Source organism: Phytobacter sp. MRY16-398 (assembly GCF_003925915.1).
In the GTDB taxonomy this organism is placed as follows: domain Bacteria; phylum Pseudomonadota; class Gammaproteobacteria; order Enterobacterales; family Enterobacteriaceae; genus Phytobacter; species Phytobacter diazotrophicus.
Genome location: NZ_AP018756.1, coordinates 4,317,004 through 4,334,233, shown reverse-complemented (window position 1 = coordinate 4,334,233; position 17,230 = coordinate 4,317,004). Strand labels below are relative to the sequence as shown.

Genomic DNA, 17,230 nt, shown 5'->3' with positions numbered 1-17,230 from the left:
CACTATAAAAAACGCGCGCGCAGGAGAGACAGAGCCAGTTGGTGAGTAAATATGTGACACGTGTGTCACATGCCGCTAACAAGACTGGCTCTACCTGACTGCGCCAGGTGCGCCGCATGATGGAATCAACAACAACGGTATGAAAGGAGCAGGGTATGAAACTGGCACTTCAGAGCGAGATGGCGATAACCAACGATGATGTACGTCAGCTAGACCGTTCGTATGTGTTCCATTCATGGTCGATGCAAGGCAACCTCAATCCGCTGGTGATCGCCGGTGCACAAGGGTGCGAATTGTGGGATTACGATGGCAATACGTATCTGGATTTCAGTAGCCAACTGGTAAACGTCAATATCGGTTATCAGCATCCGCGTGTTCTGGCGGCGATGAAGGCACAACTGGAATCATTGACCACTATCGCGCCGGCGACGGCAAATCTCGCACGCGGCGAAGCGGCAAAACGGATTGTTGATCTGGCGCCCGAAGGCTTTAGCAAAGTGTTCTTTACGAACGCCGGGGCCGACGCCAACGAAAACGCCATGCGTATGGCGCGTATGTATACCGGGCGTGACAAGATTTTTTCTGCCTACCGTTCTTACCACGGGAATACCGGTAGCGCCATAGTGGCCACGGGCGATCCCCGTCGTATTCCGAATGAATATGCCCGTGGACACGTTCACTTCTTTAACCCGTACCTGTATCGCAGTGAGTTTAACGCCACGACCGAAGAAGAAGAGTGTCAGCGCGCGCTGGCGCATCTGCGCCGGATGATTGAGTGTGAAGGGCCGAATTCTGTTGCCGCTATTCTGCTGGAGTCCGTACCGGGTACGGCCGGGATTCTGGTGCCGCCAAAAGGTTATATGCAGGGGGTGCGCGCACTGGCAGATGAGTTCGGCATTGTGCTGATTGTCGATGAAGTGATGGCCGGTTTCGGTCGCACAGGTAGCTGGTTTGCGTTCGAGCAGGATGGCATTGTTCCCGATCTCATCACCTTCGCAAAAGGTGTTAATGCGGGTTACGTACCGGCGGGCGGCGTCATTATTTCCGAGAAAATCTCACATTACTTTGACGACCACTTCTTTGCAGGCGGCCTGACCTATTCCGGCCATCCGCTGGCGATGTCGGCCATTGTCGCCACGCTCGATGCAATGAAAGATGAAAAAGTGGTAGAAAACGCGGCAACGGTGGGGGACGGCGTGTTGCGCTCTGGCCTGACGTCGCTGGCGCAAAAACATGCGTTGATCGGTGATGTGCGTGGTCGTGGTATGTTCCAGGCGCTGGAGCTGGTCACCGACCGCGTAGCGAAAACGCCAGTAGCCGCAGCCGATATGGCGGCGATCAAAGGCGCGTTGCTCAACGCCGGGATTTTGCCTTTTGTCGCTGAAAATCGTATTCACGTGGTGCCGCCTTGCACTATGAGTGCCGCCGAAGTGCAAAAAGGGTTAGCGATTTTTGATGCCGTGCTTGGGCAGTTTGGCAGCCTGGCGAAGTCATAGCGTCACGCCTGAACATATTCTGAAAAGTGAATTTAACTGGATATAAATACAGTTTTTCTTTCGTGCGAAGGGAAGGAAGAGGTTAGGATGCTCGCGGGTGCCTGAGGCTTTCTGAGCCAGGCATTTGCAGGGTTCAGAAAGGTGAAAGCCCCAGGAGATAGTGTTATCAACCTGAGGCTTACATCCCAACCCTGAACAAGTTGGATGTTAGTCTCTTTTTTGCACGGAGGCAACGACATGCTAACGAAGTACGCCCTGGTGGCGATCGTGGTGCTGTGTATGACAGCACTGGGTTTCACGCTGTTAGTACGCGACTCGCTTTGCGAGATGACGTTCAAACAACGGGATACGGAGTTTAAAGCTGTTCTCGCTTACGAATCGAAGAAGAAGTAGCTAACCTGAATTGCGGGGAGCCATCCCCGCAAATTCGCTTGTCAGGTGGGATCCTCACGCACCCAAACCCTTTTCACTTACCCCATACGGTGTTCGCCACGTGCCAGCGCATCCCGGTCAAAAAAGCGCTCGATTTTGCCGTTCGCCATAAAAGCAGCCCGGTCTGACATATGCGCGATGACATCGGCGTCGTGGCTAACCAACAGATAACTCATATTGTGCTGGTCTTTCAGACGGTTCAGTAAGTTGAGTATTTCTGCCTGGATCGACATATCCAGCGCTGAGGTTGGCTCATCAAGCAGAAGAATCTGTGGTCGCAACAGCAATGCCCGGGCGATCGCCACACGCTGACGCTGACCACCTGAGAGTTGATGTGGGTAGCGTCTGGCAGCATCCGCAGGAAGCCCTACCTCTTCCAGTGCCGTGCTGACGCGCTGGTCTACCGCTTTCTCACGGTGAATTTGTAGCGGTTCTGCGAGAGTACGATACAGCGTATGGTTGGGATGCAGTGAAGCGTACGGATCCTGAAAGACCATTTGTACATTGCGTCGCAATGCCCCCTGATAACGCGTGCCCGCTTTTATCTCTGAGCCGAAGAGTGACATTTCACCACGCCAGTCACGCTGCAGCCCTGCCAGTACGCGCATCAGGGTGGATTTACCGCAGCCTGATGCGCCAATCAGGCTAAATGTCTCACCCTGTTCGAGGCTAAAACTGGCATTACGGACGACGGTTTTTTCCCCGAAGCTTACTTCCAGATGGCGAATTTCAGCGATGACCATGGTCTGACTCCGTAAAGATTTGGCTGCGATCAAGTGTCGGGAGCATTTGTCCATAGGTCTGCGCCTGTGGTCGACAGGTCCACAGCGTGCGCGTGTAAGGATGCGTGGCATTGGGAAGTTCGCTGGCGGTCATTTCATCCACCTTTTGCCCCTGGTACATCACCAGCACGCGATGACAGTGCTGCGCGACCAGCGGTAAATCGTGACTGATAAGCAGCATGGCCATTTGCCGCTGCTCACACTGCGCCACCAGCAGTTCAAGGATTTGATTGCGCAGGCGCGCGTCGAGCGCTGAGGTCGGTTCATCCGCTATCAGCACCTGTGGGTCGTTAACCAGCGCGATGGCGATCATCACACGCTGGCCCATACCACCGGAAAGCTCTCCGGGGTAGCGTTGCAACACCGCCGGTTCCAGCTCCACGGCGCGCAATGCCTCGTTTATTTTTTCCAGCCGCTGTTTGCGGTTCAGGCGCTGATGAAGCGTCAGGGCTTCGTCCAGTTGTGCCTGCACAGTTTGGACTGGATTAAGTGCATAGCGCGGGTCTTGCAGTACCATCGCAATGCCATTGCCACGCAGGGCGCGCCACGCTTTATTCTCCATGGTCAGTAAATCATGCCCGGATACGCTCAGCTCACTGGCGCTGACCTTGCCGGGTTTACGTACCAGCCCCATCAGGGCACGGGCGGTCATTGATTTACCGGAACCAGATTCGCCCACCAGCGCGAGGCGTTCATTGCCCAAGGTGAAACTCAGGTTATTGACCACGCGGGCGCCGGGATAATCAACATTAAGACCCGATACGATAATTCGTTTTTCAGTCATGTTGTGGCTCCAGTACATCACGCAGGCCATCGCCCAGCAGGTTAAACGCAAGACTCGCCAGTAAAATGACCGCGCCAGGGGCTGCGGCAATCCACCATTGATCGAAGATAACTTGCATACCATCGGCGATCATGGCGCCCCATTCCGCCATCGGTGGGCGAGCCCCCAGGCCCAGAAAACCCAGTCCGGCGGCGGCAAGGATAATGCCCGCCAGGTCCAGAGCCAGACGCACAATCGCGGATGGCAGGCAGAGTGGCAGAATATGCCCCAGTAACAGCCGCCAGCCGCGAATTCCCATCATCTCAGCCGCTGCCAGGTAATCGCTGTGACGAAGTCGCTGAATCTCGCTACGTGCCTGACGCGCATAGGCAGGCCAGGTAGTCAGCGCGAGGGCGAGTGCGCCATTGACGAGGCCCGGGCCAAGCATGGCGACAAACGCAAACGCGAGGATGAGACGCGGCATGGACATGGCCACATCGGTAAAGCGCATCAGAACGCGTTCCAGCCAGCCACCGTAATAGCCAGACAAAATACCGACCAGCAGGCCGACAGGCAGCGTAATGAGGGTGACCAGGGCCACCAGCCCCAGCGCCGGACGCGTGCCATAAATGAGCCGTGACAGCAAATCACGGCCATAGCTGTCGGTTCCCAGCCAGTGTGCAGCCGAGGGCGGCTGTAAGCGCGATGCGGCATCCTGCCAGTTGGGATCTTGCGGTGCCAGCCACGGCGCCAGAATGGCAACCAGCAGGAGTAACACCACAATAATCAATCCGCTAAAACCCGCAGGCGAATGGCGCAGACGGCGTAAAAAGAGAGTCGTCGGCATTAGCGAATCCTCGGGTCAGTGAGCCGTACCAGCATATCGGCGAGGTTATTTATCAGGACAAAGCAGACACCGATAACCAGTGTGCCGCCCATAATCGCCGTGGTGTCACCGGCAAACAGCGCGGTCGTGAGATAGCGGCCAATACCCGGCCAGGAAAAGACGGTCTCTGTCAGCACCGCGCCTTCCAGCATGCTGGTATAGGACAGCGCAACCACGGTCAGGAGCGTGCCGCGAATATTTGGCAGGACATGGCGCAGCATGATTGTCATCTCGCCAGCCCCCTTTGCGCGTGCCAGCAAGATATACTCTTTATTCATTTCGCCAAGGCAGGCCGAGCGGGTTAGTCGCGTAATGCTGGCCAGAGAATAGTAAGCAAGCAAGGTGACCGGAAGTACCATATGGCTAAGGGCATTTCTGAATGCCTGACTGTCACCGGAAAGCCAGGTATCGATAAGCACAAAGCCGGTCTGCGGGGTGACAGTGTACTGATAAATATCATCCAGCCTGCCGGGGCCTGCGCTCCATTGCAGGTTCGCGTAGAACAGCGCCAGCATTAACAGACCGAGCCAGAAGATAGGGACAGAGTTACCGAGCAGGGTAAAAGTGCGCACGGCCAGATCCAGCGGGGAACCGGCAAAACGGGCACATAATACGCCCGCGAGAATACCCAACGCGGTACCGATAACCAATGCCAGGGTAGCCAGCTCCAGCGTGGCAGGAAAAGCGGAGAGCAGATCCTGCAAGACGGGCTGTCCGGTGGCGCTGGCGGTGCCTAAATCACCGTGAGACAGGTTGAGTAAATAGTGCCAGAACTGCACGGGCAGCGGTTGATCCAGCCCGAGTTGGTGGCGGACCTGGTCATAGGTCGACTGGCTGGCATGGTCACCGACGATTTGCAGCACACGGTCAACGGGCGAGAGTGCCGAGAGTGAAAAGGTAACCAGTAACAGACCAAATAACGTCAGGGCGAGGGTTATCAGGGTCTGGATAACCCGTAACAGCCTGGGTGAGATGTGGGACATGACTAACTCTTAATGGCATCGTTCTTTAATGATGACCCTCTCTCGTAATGAGAAAGGGTCAACGGCGCAATCGCTAACTTACTTGGTTACGCGGTCATACCACACCATATCGGCATTTAACCCTTGCTGGTAGCCTTTCACATTATCACGTACCACGATTTGCGTTTTCCCTTGATCAACAAAGATATAAGGGGATTTATGCTGCAACTCTTGCTGCATTTTTTTGTAGAGCTCCAGACGTTTGGCGGCATCCGGCTCGGCAACGGCCGCGAGCGTGGCTTTGCTTAATTCAGGGATCTGCCAGCCATTCAATCCGGCAACCGTACTGGATTTCCCGTCATTATAGGCGAAGGCGCTGGCGTTGGAGTGGGCGTCAAAATAATCGGGGATCCACAGACGAATCGCCGCCTGATGCTGTTTGGCACGCACGCGGGCATAGACCTGGCTACCCGCAGCGGGTAACAGATCTACCTTCACGCCGCCCTGAGCAAAACTGGCTTGCATAGACTGGGCGATGGTAATGAACGGCGGTTTGTTTTCGACGTCCAGGGTGAAGTGCGCATCCTTAATGCCCGCTTTGGCGAGGATCTCTTTTGCTTTTGCCGGGTCGAATTTAAACGGGTTATCTTCCAGCGCGCCTGGCAGGCCGACTGGCAGGAAACTCTGGTGGACAAAATATTGCCCTTTCAGCAGATCTTTGGTGATGCCGTCGTAATCGACCAGCCAGCGTGCCGCCTCCCAGAAGGCGGGATTGTTCAGCAACGGGTTCGCGCTGTTACCGGCGTTAAAGACCAGATAGTTCTGCTCAGCAGACGGAATACTCAGCACCTTAATGCCTTTCTTATCTGTCAGCGCGCTAATCTGATCGGCACCGAGATCGCGCGCCACATCGGCATCGCCCTGTTGAATTAACAGACGACGGGAAGCCGGATCCGGTACGTTTTTAATAATGATATTTTTCAGTTTGGGCGCGCCGCCAGGTGAAGTGGGATTGGCGTCCAGTACGATAGCCTGATGCGGTTGATAAACGCGCATTTTGTACGCGCCGCTGCCCGCAGAGTGCAGTTTTAGCCAGGCGTTACCAAAATCATTGTCTTTGACGTTCGCGCTGACCAGTTTCTCATCTACGATTGAGGCGATAGGCGTGGAGAGAATATTCAGTGCCACTGCCGGGCTTACATCCGCCGTCCAGTGCAACTGGATCGTATGATCGTCGATTTTCTTTAACTGGCTGGCGATATTGTCCGGTTCCCAGCCCAGGACGTTAAGAATAAAGGCCGGGGATTTGTTCATGGTGACCGCGCGGGTATAGGAGAAAATCACATCCTCAGGACGCAGCGGGTTACCGGAAGCAAACTTCGCGTCACTTTTCAGTTTGATGGTCAGGGTTTTAGCGGCCGCATCGGGCTGCCAGCTTTCTGCCAACACCGGGTTAATCTTTTCAGGGTTCTCACGATCCGGCTGGACCAGGCGCTCGTACAGGCTTGGAACGGTCTGGATACTGGAAAGTTCATTGGCTTCTGCCGGATCCAGGCTGACAATATCGTCCAGACCTTGTGCAACAACCAGGGTATCTGGCGGCGTTGCCGCATAGCTGGTGGCAGAGAGCAGCGTCATGATGACGAGAGGCAGCAGTTTTTTGGTCATATGAGATCCCTGTAAAGTTAATTTAGTGTCATTATTTTGTATCGCTAAAGTAGGCTGCTTCCGATTTTTCTTAAAGTTTAAATTCGTCTTTATTTATGCGCTTAAGGCATAAGCCAGATTATTTGGCTATGAAAATGGAGCCAAACAAAGATGAAAAAGCGGTGGGATTTTTAGCGTTTTTATGTTTTCTGAAAAATTGATTTTAACTGGATATAAATACAGTTTTTCTTTCGTGCGAAGGGAATGAAGAGGTTAGGATGCTCGCGGGTGCCTGAGGCTTTCTGAGTCAGGCATTTGCAGGGTTCAGAAAGGTGAAAGCCCCAGGAGATAGTGTTATCAACCTGAGGCTTATCATCCAACCCTAGACAAGTTGGATGTTAGTCTCTTTTTTGCACGGAGGCAACGACATGCTAACGAAGTACGCCCTGGTGGCGATCGTGGTGCGGTGCCTCTTGTAGAGGGGGTCTGACCATTTTTTGAAAGTTCGAAATCGGAACATCAGGCGTTTTCGCTGCAGCCAGTTTTGACACGGACAGCGCGCAACAACCGGAGCGTACACGAAGTACGTGAGGATTGTGAGCACTGCCCTGGTCAAAACTGGCAAAGAAGATAGCCTGATGTTTTGATTTAAGGCGAGTCTCGCGAACAACCGAAGAAGTAGCTAACCTGAATTGCGGGGAGCAATCCCCGCAAATCATCTTGTCAGGTGGGATCCTCACGCACCCAAACTCTTTAGCCTGGCTGCGTTTTTTGTGTGCGGGCAAGCTGTACTGCGCTTTGCCAGTCATGCCAGCGTTTTTGCAATCTGTCGTGACGCTGTTCATCCGGTGTGAACGTCGCATGTTCGGGAAGATACTGGCGAAGCTGTTCTGTATCGATCTGCAACAGTGCCTTTCGTGCCAGCAGTGCCGCTCCCATAGCTGATAGCTCCGGGACGTCGCTGCGCATCACCGGGCAACCCAGCAGGTCGGCCTGATATTGCATCAGCCAGTCGTTCCTGGTAGGGCCACCATCGACCATCAGCGCTTTTAAGGCGAAATCGCCGTGCTGGCGCATGGCAACCACCACGTCGGCAATCTGGTAGGTGATCGACTCCAGCGCTGCGCGAACCAGATGCGCGCGCTTGACGCCACGGCTCAGGCCATGAATCAGACCACGCGCATCTTCGTCCCACCAGGGGGCGCCGAGGCCCGTCAGTGCCGGAACAAAATAGACGCCGAGTGTTGATTCCACTGAGGCCGGTAGCGTATTCAGCGCTTGCGCCAGTTCCGCTTCCGGCAGCTCGCTTAAGCCTGTACTTTCCGCCATCCATGCCACTGCATCGCCGGTATGAGGAATGTTGCCTTCCAGCCCGTACACCAGCCGTTCGCCATCATGCCACGCTACGGTGGTCGCCAGTGATTTCACGTCACACTGAGCGGAGACCACCGGAGCCATTACCGATGACCCCGTGCCGTAGGTCGCTTTCACACACCCGGCGGCGCCAAGGCCGTGGGCGAACAACGCGGCGTGGGAATCTCCGATCATCGCCAGCACCGGGATACCCTCCGGGATGGCGTCCAGCCCTTTGGTGTAGCCAAACAATCCACTGGAGGGGCGAATTTCCGGTAGCGCCTGACGGGGGATCTGGAAGAGTGTGAGCATCTCCACGTCCCAGTCGGCGGTATTAAGATTCAGTAACTGTGTGCGCGAGGCATTCGAGTAGTCGCAGCAAAATGACTCGCCCGCCGTCAGGTGCCAGAGCAGCCAGCTATCTATTGTGCCAAGACAAATTTCACCTTGTTCCGCCAGCCCCCGACCATTGGGCAGCGAATTTAACAGCCAGCGCATTTTGGATGCGGAAAACAGTGGGGCAACGGGCAGCCCCGTCACCGCTTTAATTTTAGCGTCCTGACCTTGCTCGCGCAGAGCATGGCAAAAATCTGCCGTACGTGAACATTGCCAGGTTATGGCCGGACCTAACGGCAACCCGCTTGCGCGATACCAACCAATGGCCGTTTCCCGCTGATTGCTGATCGCCAGCGCCGCTACTCGCTCGGGGCCAACCTGCGCAATCACCTCGCTTATTACCGCCAGTGACGCCTGCAATAGCGCTTCGCCAGACTGCTCTACCCAGCCCTCGCGGGGGGTCTGGATGGTCAACGGGCGCGCGCTTTTCGCTACCACATTGCCCTGAGCATCCAGCGCGACGGCTTTGGCGTTCGTTGTCCCTTCATCAAGCGCGATGACAATATCTTTCGACATGGTATTTCTCCATCAGGCCCATGCGCACTGCATTACTGGTGCAGGTAAGTATCAACGCCGAGATAGCGCGTGAAGGCTTCATGCAGGATGGCGCCACTGGCCGCGTGGTTCATCGCCACGTGGTGCTCAAAACCGTTACGGCAAATATAGGTGAGCAACGCTTCCAGATGCGGAACCTGAATGACTGCGCGACAACCGACAGTATCCAGCGGATCGTCGACGGATTTGCCTTCGCCCACGTAGGCTTTGATTTCACCGGTTAAATCGTCAGTGCTCAGACGGAAATAGGTGAGGGGGCCGGATTTCAGGCGGCCATGCACCGCGCCACAGGTGTTCTCTTTACCCACGGTTGTACCGATGATGTCCGCGGTGCCCATATGCGGAGTTTCCAGGCTGGCGGCAGCGAAGTTACCGCAGTGAAACAGCACGCATTTGTCGCGATCGTCGCCAAAGTTGTTGTTCCAGTCGGCAATCGAGGCCGGGCTCATATTGGCGCTTGCCAGTGCGTACATAGAAAGCGCGCCCATCACGTCGACTTCACAGGCTGACGGCATCAGTTGACCGGACATCACGCTCATGATGGAGCAGACGTTAATGCCCAGGTTTTCCTGCAACGAGGTCCAGCACTGAATGGCCGTGGTGTCGATATCGTTGGCGATAACCCATTCGCTGATGACCACAAACAGCTTCGCCATGGTGACCAGTTTGTCGGCGGCGATACCGCTGGCATCGGCGTTATCCATCAGCAGACGGCGCTTCTCATCTACGCGGATATCATCGTCACGCAACAATTTGATACGGGTGAAGACTTCGGACAGATCCAGAGTTTCCACTGCAATGCCCAGGCGTTCGAGCAGTTTTTCGCTGTAACGTACGGTGTTGAAACCGGCCGGGCGTGCGCCGATGGCCCCCACGCGAACGCCACGCATACTGCTCACCACGCGGCAAATTTGTTCAAAACGTTTCAGATCCTGCTCGAAAACCTCGCCGCTCAGGGCGCAAACGTGTTGTGTTGTCAGGGTGAACGGGATGCCGTACTGGCGCAGGTTGTTGCACAGGGAGATCTTGCCGCAGAAGCTATCGCGGCGCGTCGCCAGCCCCATCTTATCCAGGTTGTCCTCTTCCGCCTGGACCAGCACCGGGACGTTCAAGCCCGACAGGCGCAGGGTTTCCGCCACCGCTTTTTCATCGCCGAAGTTTGGCAGCAGCACAACCACGCCGTGAATTTCATCACGGTGGGCGCGGAACAGTTCGGCACAGATTTTGGCATCCTGGCGGGTTTCAACACCGCCGAGCTCGGTCTGGGTCTCATCAAGCATAATGGTTTTAATGCCAAGACGGCCAAACAGGGCGACCGCCTGTTCACGGGCTTCTGCCACCAGGTAGCTTGGGAAAAATCCGCGGTTACCGATAATCACCGCCATGGTCAGTTGTTGAGGAATTCGGGACATTGCTCTCTCCAGTAAGTTGTTCTTTATTATTCTTATTGCCGTGTCAGCAGTTCACGGGCGTTTTTCACCACACCTGCGGCATCAATCTCATGGCGCGCGCGGGTGGAGGCCCGATCGGCGGCGATCGCATATTGACCATCAGGGATACCGAGGCGGCGCAGCGGGATGCCGTGTCCGGCTTCTGCCAGTACTTCGGCGACCAGGCTGCCCACGCCGCCGTTGACGTTGTGCTCTTCAACGCTGACGACCGCTTTACAGGTGTTCAGGGCGGCCAGTAATTGCGAGGTATTACACGGACGAATAGACGGTACACTGATAACACAGGCCTCAATACCGGCTTCTGCCAGTTGTGTGGCGGCGGCGACAATTTCATGGACTGTCGATCCCATCGCCACCAGCGCAATGTCTTTCCCTTCGCGCAGCACATCAATGTCACCCGGTTTGAACTGATAACCTTCATCATGCAGCTCCGGCAACGCTTTACCGTCGAGGCGGATATAGACCGGGCCGACGTGGTCCAGCGCATAGTCAATTATTTGACGGCATTCAACAGGGCAGGAAGGGGCGTAAATTTCGATGTTGCCAAAACCACGCAACACGGAAATATCGTCGATGCTATGGTGCGTACTGGCCAGCGGGCCATAGCTGGCACCGGCATTCAGGCCAAACAGCTTCACGTTGGTGTTGTTGTAGCAAACATCTACTTTGATCTGTTCGTTAGCACGCGAGATCAAAAATGGCGCGGCATTACAGGTCACCGCAACTTTGCCGCCAATGGCAAGCCCTGCGGCGGCTCCCACCAGTGTTTGCTCGGCGATACCGACATTCACCAGGCGGCCTGGGAATTTCTTCATAAACGGTGAGATCTTGGCCGTGGAGGTGGAGTCTGCCACCACCGGCACCAGGTCTATCCCGCGGTCAACCGCGTCGATAAACGCATTCACCATCACCGTTGCGAGATGTTCGCTATTACTCATCTTTCAGTTCCTCCAGCGCCAGTTCAACTTCTTCACCTTTCGGCACCCGGTGGTGCCATTCCGGGCGTCCCTGAATAAAGGAGATGCCAGCGCCTTTGGTGGTGTAAGCAATCACGACGTGCGGTTTCCCCGCAGACTGCAATCCTTCCAGCGTCGCCACCACGTCGGCCATATCGTTACCTTTACACTCGGTAACCTGCATGCCAAAGGCGCGCCATTTTTCATCCAGCGGATCGGTGTTCATGATCTCTTTGGTTGGGCCGGCCAGTTGAAGGCTGTTTTTATCGTTAATAATGATCAGGTTATCGAGCTGGTAATGGGCGGCGACCAGCGCGGCTTCCCAGTTACTGCCCTCCGCCAGTTCACCATCACCGGTGACGACAAACACCCGGCGTTTGCTGTTGCTGCGTTTGGCCGCCAGCGCGATACCGACCGCAACGGGCAGACCGTGGCCCAGTGCGCCGGTATTGAGTTCGATACCCGGCGTTTTATGTTTTACCGGATGGCCCGGCAGATGCGAATCGGGATGCTGATAGGTTGCCAGCCAGTCGACAGGGATAAATCCGGCTTCCGCCAGAATGCAGTAATATCCCCCCACCGCGTGGCCTTTTGACTGGATGTAAATGTCGCGTTCATCGCTCTCTTTCAGTTCTGGCGAACAGTTCAGAATGCGGAAGTAGAGCGCAGTCAGCAGCTCAACCTGGGATAGGTCTGCGCCCGTGTGCCCACCTGCCGGGCTTTCGGCATTCAGCACGATGATGCGACGGCGTACGGCGCGTGCTTTTTTTTCAAGCTCCTCAACAGAGAGCGAAAACGGATTCATAGTCCACCTCTTGAATTTATAATCTAACTTGAATAAATATTCAATCAGGGTGAAAAAGCACACCTGCGCGCCCTTTTGCGGTCGATCCCACAAGGTTAAACGTCAGGTTGTAATTGCTTTGAATATATATTCACTACTGATTTATTATTCATGAGTAAAGATATGCCTTGTCCGGAGGTTTGTCTACGCCTTGTGAAAGCAAATTTGGAAGAAAGGAGAATAGGATCACATTTGGATCCTCCCGCCCGGTATTGCGCAGCTTGTTATCTATTCGGGTATGAATAAAAATGACAGGAGAGAATTGAAGGGGAAACCAATGTCAAAGCAGGATGAGCAGCGTTTGCTGGTGAAGATCGCCACGCTTTATTACAACGAGAACAAAAAGCAGTCAGAGATTGCCTCGCTGTTGAACTTGTCGCAGTCATTTGTCTCACGCGCACTGACGCGCTGTCAAAAAGAAGGGCTGGTGAAAATTACCGTGGTGCAGCCCACCAATATTTTTGTGTCGCTGGAAAAGGCCATTGAGCAACAGTATGGCATCCGTCAGGCAATTGTGGTGGATGTGGGAGAAAACGCCAGCAATGCGCAGATAAAACATGCCATTGGCAGTGCGGCGGCGCACTATGTGGAAACCCGCGTACGCCCGGAAGACCTGGTGGGGATCTCTGCCTGGAGTAGTACCATTCGCTGCATGGTCGATGAAATGCACCCGCAAAATATCCGCGCCCAGGGTGTTATTCAGCTTCTTGGCGGGGTGGGGCCGAACGGCAACGTGCAGGCGACCATTCTGACTCAACAACTGGCGGAACATTTAGGCTGCCCGGCCTGGCTGCTGCCTTCACAAAGTATTGAGCACTCGGTTGAAGAGCGCGCACGGCTGGTAAATAGCCCGGATGTGGCGGCGGTGGTGGCGAAATTTGCCGAGGTCGATGTGGCGATTGTCGGGATTGGCGAGCTGGAGCCGTCACAATTGTTGAAAAATTCCGGCAACTACTACAACGAAGATATGCTGCATTTGCTCTCCGAACGTGGCGCGGTAGGGGATATCTGCCTGCATTACTACGATGCGTCGGGCAAACCCGTCCTTACCCAGGAGGAGGACCCGGTGATTGGCATGGAGCTGGAGCAAATTCGCGCCTGCCAGCAGGTTATCGCGCTTGCGGGCGGGCCGGAAAAGCACAATGCCATTCGCGGCGCGTTGCAGGGGAATTATATTGATGTCCTGATCACGGATTACGCCACCGCGCGTAGTCTGGTAAGCCACGGTTGACATGGGTTACGCCGCCTCCGGCGCTGAGGAATCCCCACAAAAATGCGTGCACGAACGGTCCCCTCTCCTCTTTGGGGAGAGGGCCAGGGTGAGGGGGAAAATGCGGCTCTGATGGTCATTGCGTTCACCTTATGTTCCTTGTTTTTCTGTCGCGACAGAACCCGTGAACGTGCCAGGGTGGCTCACCGCCACCACCCTGGCGACCTTTTGTCGATATCTGAGGCCTGAGAAACCAGGCCATGCCGATAAAACTACTTACTTTCTATCACTGCTTTTTGCGCAACCACCGCCGCTTTTTGCTGCATACGGTTCTGCATCTGATCGATGATGACCGCAACGATAATCACGATACCTTTAATCACCATCTGCCAGAATTCACTCACGCCCATCATCACCAGCCCGTCGGCGAGGAAGCCGATAACGAAGGCGCCGATCAGTGTCCCGAGCACGGTGCCGCGCCCGCCTGCCAGCGAGGTTCCGCCAAGCACCACCGCAGCGATGGCGTTCATTTCAAAGGCTGTACCGTTCGCCGGGTGGCTTGCCAGCAACTGTGCCGACACCACGATCCCGGCCAGCGCCGCACAGAACCCGGAAATGGTGTAGACCCAGATTTTGACCTGCCTGACCTTCACGCCGGAAAGCTCTGCCGCACGCTCGTTATCGCCGATGGCATAAACGTGGCGGCCAAATGGCAGGCGACGCGCGACATAGGCAATCACCACCGCCAGCACGATCATCAGCCAGATAGCCCACGGGATGCCAAACAGCGTACCAGCGCCAATCTCATCAAAGCCGGTATTGCCCAGCAACGGATTGCCGGAAAGCCCCGGAAAGGTTTGCCCGTCTGAGGTGAGCATCGCGGCGCCACGCAGGACATACATCGTACCGAGCGTACAGATAAACGGCGCGACGTTATAACGGGTAATTATCCAGCCATTCACCGCGCCAATTAAGCCGCCGATCAGCAACACCAGCGGCACAATCACCCAGACGCTGGGGAAAATGGCGATACCAAACATCGGCAGCACAATCCCTTTGGTGATCATCCAGCCGGCAATCATCCCGCACAGGCCCAGCGTTGCACCGATGGACAAATCGATCCCGGCCGTGATGATGACAAACGTAATGCCCAGCGCCAGGAAGGCGTTGATGGCGATATGTTTAATCATGATCACCAGGCTGCCCGTCGAGAGGAAGCCGGGTACCGTGGCGGTAAAGAAGCCAACAATCAGGAACAGTGCGATAAAGGTTCGCAGCTTTAACAGTAGAAGCAGAATGCTTTCGCGTGACAGCGATGCGCTTGCGCGCGGGTCCACCGCCACAGATTGTGTTGTTTTCATATCAGAACCCCTGAGCACTTGCCGTTACCAGCGCCGATTCTTCGGCCCGATCGCGCACGATATCGGCAGTAAGTTTGCCGCCGGACATCACCAGAATGCGGTCAGATACCGCCATGATTTCTTTCAGATCGGAGGTGGAAAAGACCACTGCGATCCCCTGTTCGGAGAGCTGCACCATCATGCGGAAGACGTCGGCTTTCGCTCCCACGTCAATCCCGCGGGTCGGTTCATCCAGAAACAGGACTTTCGGGTTGGTTAACAGCGAGCGACCAATGACCACTTTTTGCTGATTACCGCCGCTCAGCGCCTGGATTTCCACATCCGGCGTTGAGACCTTAATCGACAGATTGCCAATCGTGCTGGCCACCACCGCCTGCTCATCTTTTTGCGAAATGGTGATCCCGCGCTGCAACCGCCGCCACAGGCTGGCGATGGTCAGGTTGGTTGCCACCGACGATATCGGGAAGATACCGGTACGTTTGCGGTCTTCCGGTACCAGGCTCATCCCCATGCGGATACGATCCGCCGTTGCCAGCCGCTGCGGCACAGGTTTGCTGTCGAGCCACAGTTTGCCCAGGTAGTTGCGTTCGGTACCGAGCATGCATTCAAACAGCTCTGTGCGCCCCGCGCCCATCAGGCCGTAAATACCGACAATTTCCCCGCTGTGAACCTTAAAGGTCACATCGTCCACCACCGCATTGCCCGCGCTGTTAACGCAGGTGATGTGCTCCGCTTCCAGCACCGGCGCGCCAAAGGTACGGCCCGGTGCCAGGAAGTTGCTCACCGGATCGCTGCCCAGCATTTCGCGAACGATCCACGGGACGTCGATGTCGCACACTTTCGCTTCGGCCTGAAACTTGCCGTCGCGCAGAATGGTGATGACATCGCCAATGGCCATTAACTCTTCCAGACGGTGCGAAATATAGATAATCGACACCCCCTGGCGGGTCAGCTCACGGATCACGCGAAAGAGGATCTCCACTTCCGTTTTACTCAGCGCCGACGTGGGTTCGTCGAGGATCAGGATGTCCGCGTCTTCCGCCAGCGCCTTGGCGATTTCCACTAGCTGCTGCTGGCCTACTTTCAGGTTGCCCACCAGCTCTTTCGGTGAAATAGGCTGGTCGAGACGTTTTAACAGCTCGGCGGTCCGTTTTTCCTGTTCCGCTTCGTTGATAGGCGCAATCCCTTTTTGCAACTCGCGTCCCAGGAAAATGTTCTCGGCGACGTTGAGGTTTTCAAACAGGTTCAGCTCCTGGTGCACCATGCCGATACCCAGTGCGGCAGCGGCACGGGTACTGGAAATCTGCACCGGTTTGCCGTTGAGTTCGATTTCACCCAGGCTCGGTTGCTGTACACCCGCGAGGATTTTCATCAGGGTGGATTTCCCTGCGCCATTCTCGCCGATGATCACATTCACCTTGCCGCGCCAGACGTTGTAGTCCACGTTGTCCAGCGCGATGGTGCCGGGAAAGAGCATCGAGATGCCGCGCGTGCGCAGAATAATGTCATCCACAGGTACATCGCTCATTACTGTGTCTCCTGTTTCAACTCCAGTGCAGCGGCATCTGTTGCCTTACCGCTCTTAATCGTGATGGCCATCAGCACAGTCGCCTGTTTGCCCACCCAACTCTCATCCACTTTGGGTAAGTGCTTGATGGTTTCGCGGTTGTAAGCCCGTGATAACTGCGCAAATTGAACCTGGTTGGTAAAGTCTTCAAATTTAAAGCCTGTGGCATCGCGAATGGCGTTGCCCTGGATAACCGGCCCGGTCTGCACTTCCAGCGGCTGGCCGTTGAACGTAATGATCAGCTTTTGTTCACGTTCATTACTGACATCGACGCGTTCGACTTTGCTTGTCAGGTGAACAAACACGCTTTGTGGTTTGTCGCTTGTCGCCTTCAGTTGTGTGGTGAGTGCGGTGGCGTCCAACGCATGCTTGTGGGCGGCGTCGATGACGCGTTCTTGCCATGTTTGTTGCGCGATCTGCTGTGGGGTCATGTTATCGAAGCTGGCTTTCGCATTCGGATCGGCAGGCATTATCGGCTTGCCGTTTGCATCCAGATCCACCACTGTGCAGGCCGTCAGCAACAGGGTGGTGCACCCTACGAATGCAGCACCCCATTGTTTTAACGACAT

General features: G+C 55.4%; 15 protein-coding genes. 3 read left to right on the top strand and 12 right to left on the bottom strand.

What is annotated here, in order from left to right:
- Positions 1-155 precede the first annotated feature (155 nt).
- Together MRY16398_RS21325 and MRY16398_RS21320 are read left to right on the top strand one after the other, a co-directional pair.
- Positions 156-1,496 (top strand): aspartate aminotransferase family protein, encoded by a 1,341-nt coding sequence (locus MRY16398_RS21325; protein ID WP_041852212.1) that lies wholly within the window; start codon positions 156-158, stop codon positions 1,494-1,496.
- Between the two features lie 237 nt (positions 1,497-1,733).
- A complete protein-coding gene (locus tag MRY16398_RS21320; protein ID WP_108701840.1) occupies positions 1,734-1,889 on the top strand; it encodes a Hok/Gef family protein in 156 nt (51 codons plus the stop codon).
- A 77-nt stretch (positions 1,890-1,966) separates the two neighbouring features.
- Here MRY16398_RS21320 and MRY16398_RS21315 read toward each other — a convergent pair whose 3' ends face one another.
- The 9 genes from MRY16398_RS21315 to MRY16398_RS21270 all read right to left on the bottom strand — a co-directional run bounded on the left by MRY16398_RS21315 (position 1,967) and on the right by MRY16398_RS21270 (position 12,484).
- Positions 1,967-2,671, bottom strand: coding sequence for an ABC transporter ATP-binding protein (locus MRY16398_RS21315; RefSeq protein ID WP_125125135.1), 705 nt, complete (start codon positions 2,669-2,671; stop codon positions 1,967-1,969).
- Complete coding sequence (locus tag MRY16398_RS21310; protein WP_079497970.1) at positions 2,658-3,494, bottom strand: ABC transporter ATP-binding protein; 837 nt, start codon at positions 3,492-3,494, stop codon at positions 2,658-2,660. Before MRY16398_RS21310 ends, MRY16398_RS21315 begins: the two co-directional genes overlap by 14 nt.
- Positions 3,487-4,320 carry an ABC transporter permease gene (locus tag MRY16398_RS21305; RefSeq protein ID WP_125125134.1) on the bottom strand — a complete coding sequence of 278 codons (834 nt, stop codon included), beginning with the start codon at positions 4,318-4,320 and terminating at the stop codon, positions 3,487-3,489. The genes MRY16398_RS21310 and MRY16398_RS21305 overlap by 8 nt, the downstream gene beginning before the upstream one ends.
- A complete protein-coding gene (locus MRY16398_RS21300) occupies positions 4,320-5,342 on the bottom strand; it encodes an ABC transporter permease (protein ID WP_125125133.1) in 1,023 nt (340 codons plus the stop codon). The genes MRY16398_RS21305 and MRY16398_RS21300 overlap by 1 nt, the downstream gene beginning before the upstream one ends.
- A gap of 78 nt (positions 5,343-5,420) precedes the next feature.
- Entirely contained in the window at positions 5,421-6,989 is a 1,569-nt protein-coding gene (locus MRY16398_RS21295) for an ABC transporter substrate-binding protein (protein ID WP_041852207.1), read from the bottom strand.
- A 732-nt stretch (positions 6,990-7,721) separates the two neighbouring features.
- Positions 7,722-9,233, bottom strand: coding sequence for an FGGY family carbohydrate kinase (locus MRY16398_RS21285; RefSeq protein WP_125125132.1), 1,512 nt, complete (start codon positions 9,231-9,233; stop codon positions 7,722-7,724).
- A gap of 32 nt (positions 9,234-9,265) precedes the next feature.
- Entirely contained in the window at positions 9,266-10,684 is a 1,419-nt protein-coding gene (locus MRY16398_RS21280) for an L-fucose/L-arabinose isomerase family protein (RefSeq protein ID WP_041852204.1), read from the bottom strand.
- A 32-nt stretch (positions 10,685-10,716) separates the two neighbouring features.
- The gene (locus MRY16398_RS21275) at positions 10,717-11,661 is read right to left on the bottom strand and encodes a transketolase family protein (RefSeq protein WP_079497976.1); all 945 of its coding nucleotides are present in this window, start codon (positions 11,659-11,661) and stop codon (positions 10,717-10,719) included.
- Positions 11,654-12,484, bottom strand: coding sequence for a transketolase (locus MRY16398_RS21270; protein WP_125125131.1), 831 nt, complete (start codon positions 12,482-12,484; stop codon positions 11,654-11,656). Before MRY16398_RS21270 ends, MRY16398_RS21275 begins: the two co-directional genes overlap by 8 nt.
- Positions 12,485-12,800: 316 nt before the next feature.
- Between MRY16398_RS21270 and MRY16398_RS21265 the strand changes: the two genes are divergently transcribed.
- Positions 12,801-13,754, top strand: coding sequence for a sugar-binding transcriptional regulator (locus MRY16398_RS21265; protein WP_041852201.1), 954 nt, complete (start codon positions 12,801-12,803; stop codon positions 13,752-13,754).
- Between the two features lie 251 nt (positions 13,755-14,005).
- Here the strand turns inward: MRY16398_RS21265 and MRY16398_RS21260 are convergent, their stop codons facing one another.
- From MRY16398_RS21260 to MRY16398_RS21250, 3 genes are read right to left on the bottom strand one after another with little or no spacing between them, the layout of a single operon-like run.
- Positions 14,006-15,094: an ABC transporter permease gene (locus MRY16398_RS21260; RefSeq protein WP_125125130.1), complete on the bottom strand. Its 1,089-nt coding sequence runs from the start codon at positions 15,092-15,094 to the stop codon at positions 14,006-14,008.
- 1 nt (position 15,095) lies between these two features.
- A complete protein-coding gene (locus MRY16398_RS21255) occupies positions 15,096-16,622 on the bottom strand; it encodes a sugar ABC transporter ATP-binding protein (protein ID WP_172600676.1) in 1,527 nt (508 codons plus the stop codon).
- Positions 16,622-17,230, bottom strand: coding sequence for a DUF2291 family protein (locus MRY16398_RS21250; protein ID WP_079497978.1), 609 nt, complete (start codon positions 17,228-17,230; stop codon positions 16,622-16,624). Before MRY16398_RS21250 ends, MRY16398_RS21255 begins: the two co-directional genes overlap by 1 nt.

What these genes read in the sequence shown, in the direction of transcription:
- MRY16398_RS21285 (WP_125125132.1), bottom strand. Translation starts at nt 9,233, where the DNA reads ATGTCGAAAGATATTGTCATCGCGCTTGATGAAGGGACAACGAACGCC.
- MRY16398_RS21310 (WP_079497970.1), bottom strand. Translation starts at nt 3,494, where the DNA reads ATGACTGAAAAACGAATTATCGTATCGGGTCTTAATGTTGATTATCCC.
- MRY16398_RS21260 (WP_125125130.1), bottom strand. Translation starts at nt 15,094, where the DNA reads ATGAAAACAACACAATCTGTGGCGGTGGACCCGCGCGCAAGCGCATCG.
- MRY16398_RS21265 (WP_041852201.1), top strand. Translation starts at nt 12,801, where the DNA reads ATGTCAAAGCAGGATGAGCAGCGTTTGCTGGTGAAGATCGCCACGCTT.
- MRY16398_RS21275 (WP_079497976.1), bottom strand. Translation starts at nt 11,661, where the DNA reads ATGAGTAATAGCGAACATCTCGCAACGGTGATGGTGAATGCGTTTATC.
- MRY16398_RS21315 (WP_125125135.1), bottom strand. Translation starts at nt 2,671, where the DNA reads ATGGTCATCGCTGAAATTCGCCATCTGGAAGTAAGCTTCGGGGAAAAA.
- MRY16398_RS21280 (WP_041852204.1), bottom strand. Translation starts at nt 10,684, where the DNA reads ATGTCCCGAATTCCTCAACAACTGACCATGGCGGTGATTATCGGTAAC.
- MRY16398_RS21325 (WP_041852212.1), top strand. Translation starts at nt 156, where the DNA reads ATGAAACTGGCACTTCAGAGCGAGATGGCGATAACCAACGATGATGTA.
- MRY16398_RS21250 (WP_079497978.1), bottom strand. Translation starts at nt 17,230, where the DNA reads ATGTCGTTAAAACAATGGGGTGCTGCATTCGTAGGGTGCACCACCCTG.
- MRY16398_RS21305 (WP_125125134.1), bottom strand. Translation starts at nt 4,320, where the DNA reads ATGCCGACGACTCTCTTTTTACGCCGTCTGCGCCATTCGCCTGCGGGT.
- MRY16398_RS21320 (WP_108701840.1), top strand. Translation starts at nt 1,734, where the DNA reads ATGCTAACGAAGTACGCCCTGGTGGCGATCGTGGTGCTGTGTATGACA.
- MRY16398_RS21255 (WP_172600676.1), bottom strand. Translation starts at nt 16,622, where the DNA reads ATGAGCGATGTACCTGTGGATGACATTATTCTGCGCACGCGCGGCATC.
- MRY16398_RS21295 (WP_041852207.1), bottom strand. Translation starts at nt 6,989, where the DNA reads ATGACCAAAAAACTGCTGCCTCTCGTCATCATGACGCTGCTCTCTGCC.
- MRY16398_RS21270 (WP_125125131.1), bottom strand. Translation starts at nt 12,484, where the DNA reads ATGAATCCGTTTTCGCTCTCTGTTGAGGAGCTTGAAAAAAAAGCACGC.
- MRY16398_RS21300 (WP_125125133.1), bottom strand. Translation starts at nt 5,342, where the DNA reads ATGTCCCACATCTCACCCAGGCTGTTACGGGTTATCCAGACCCTGATA.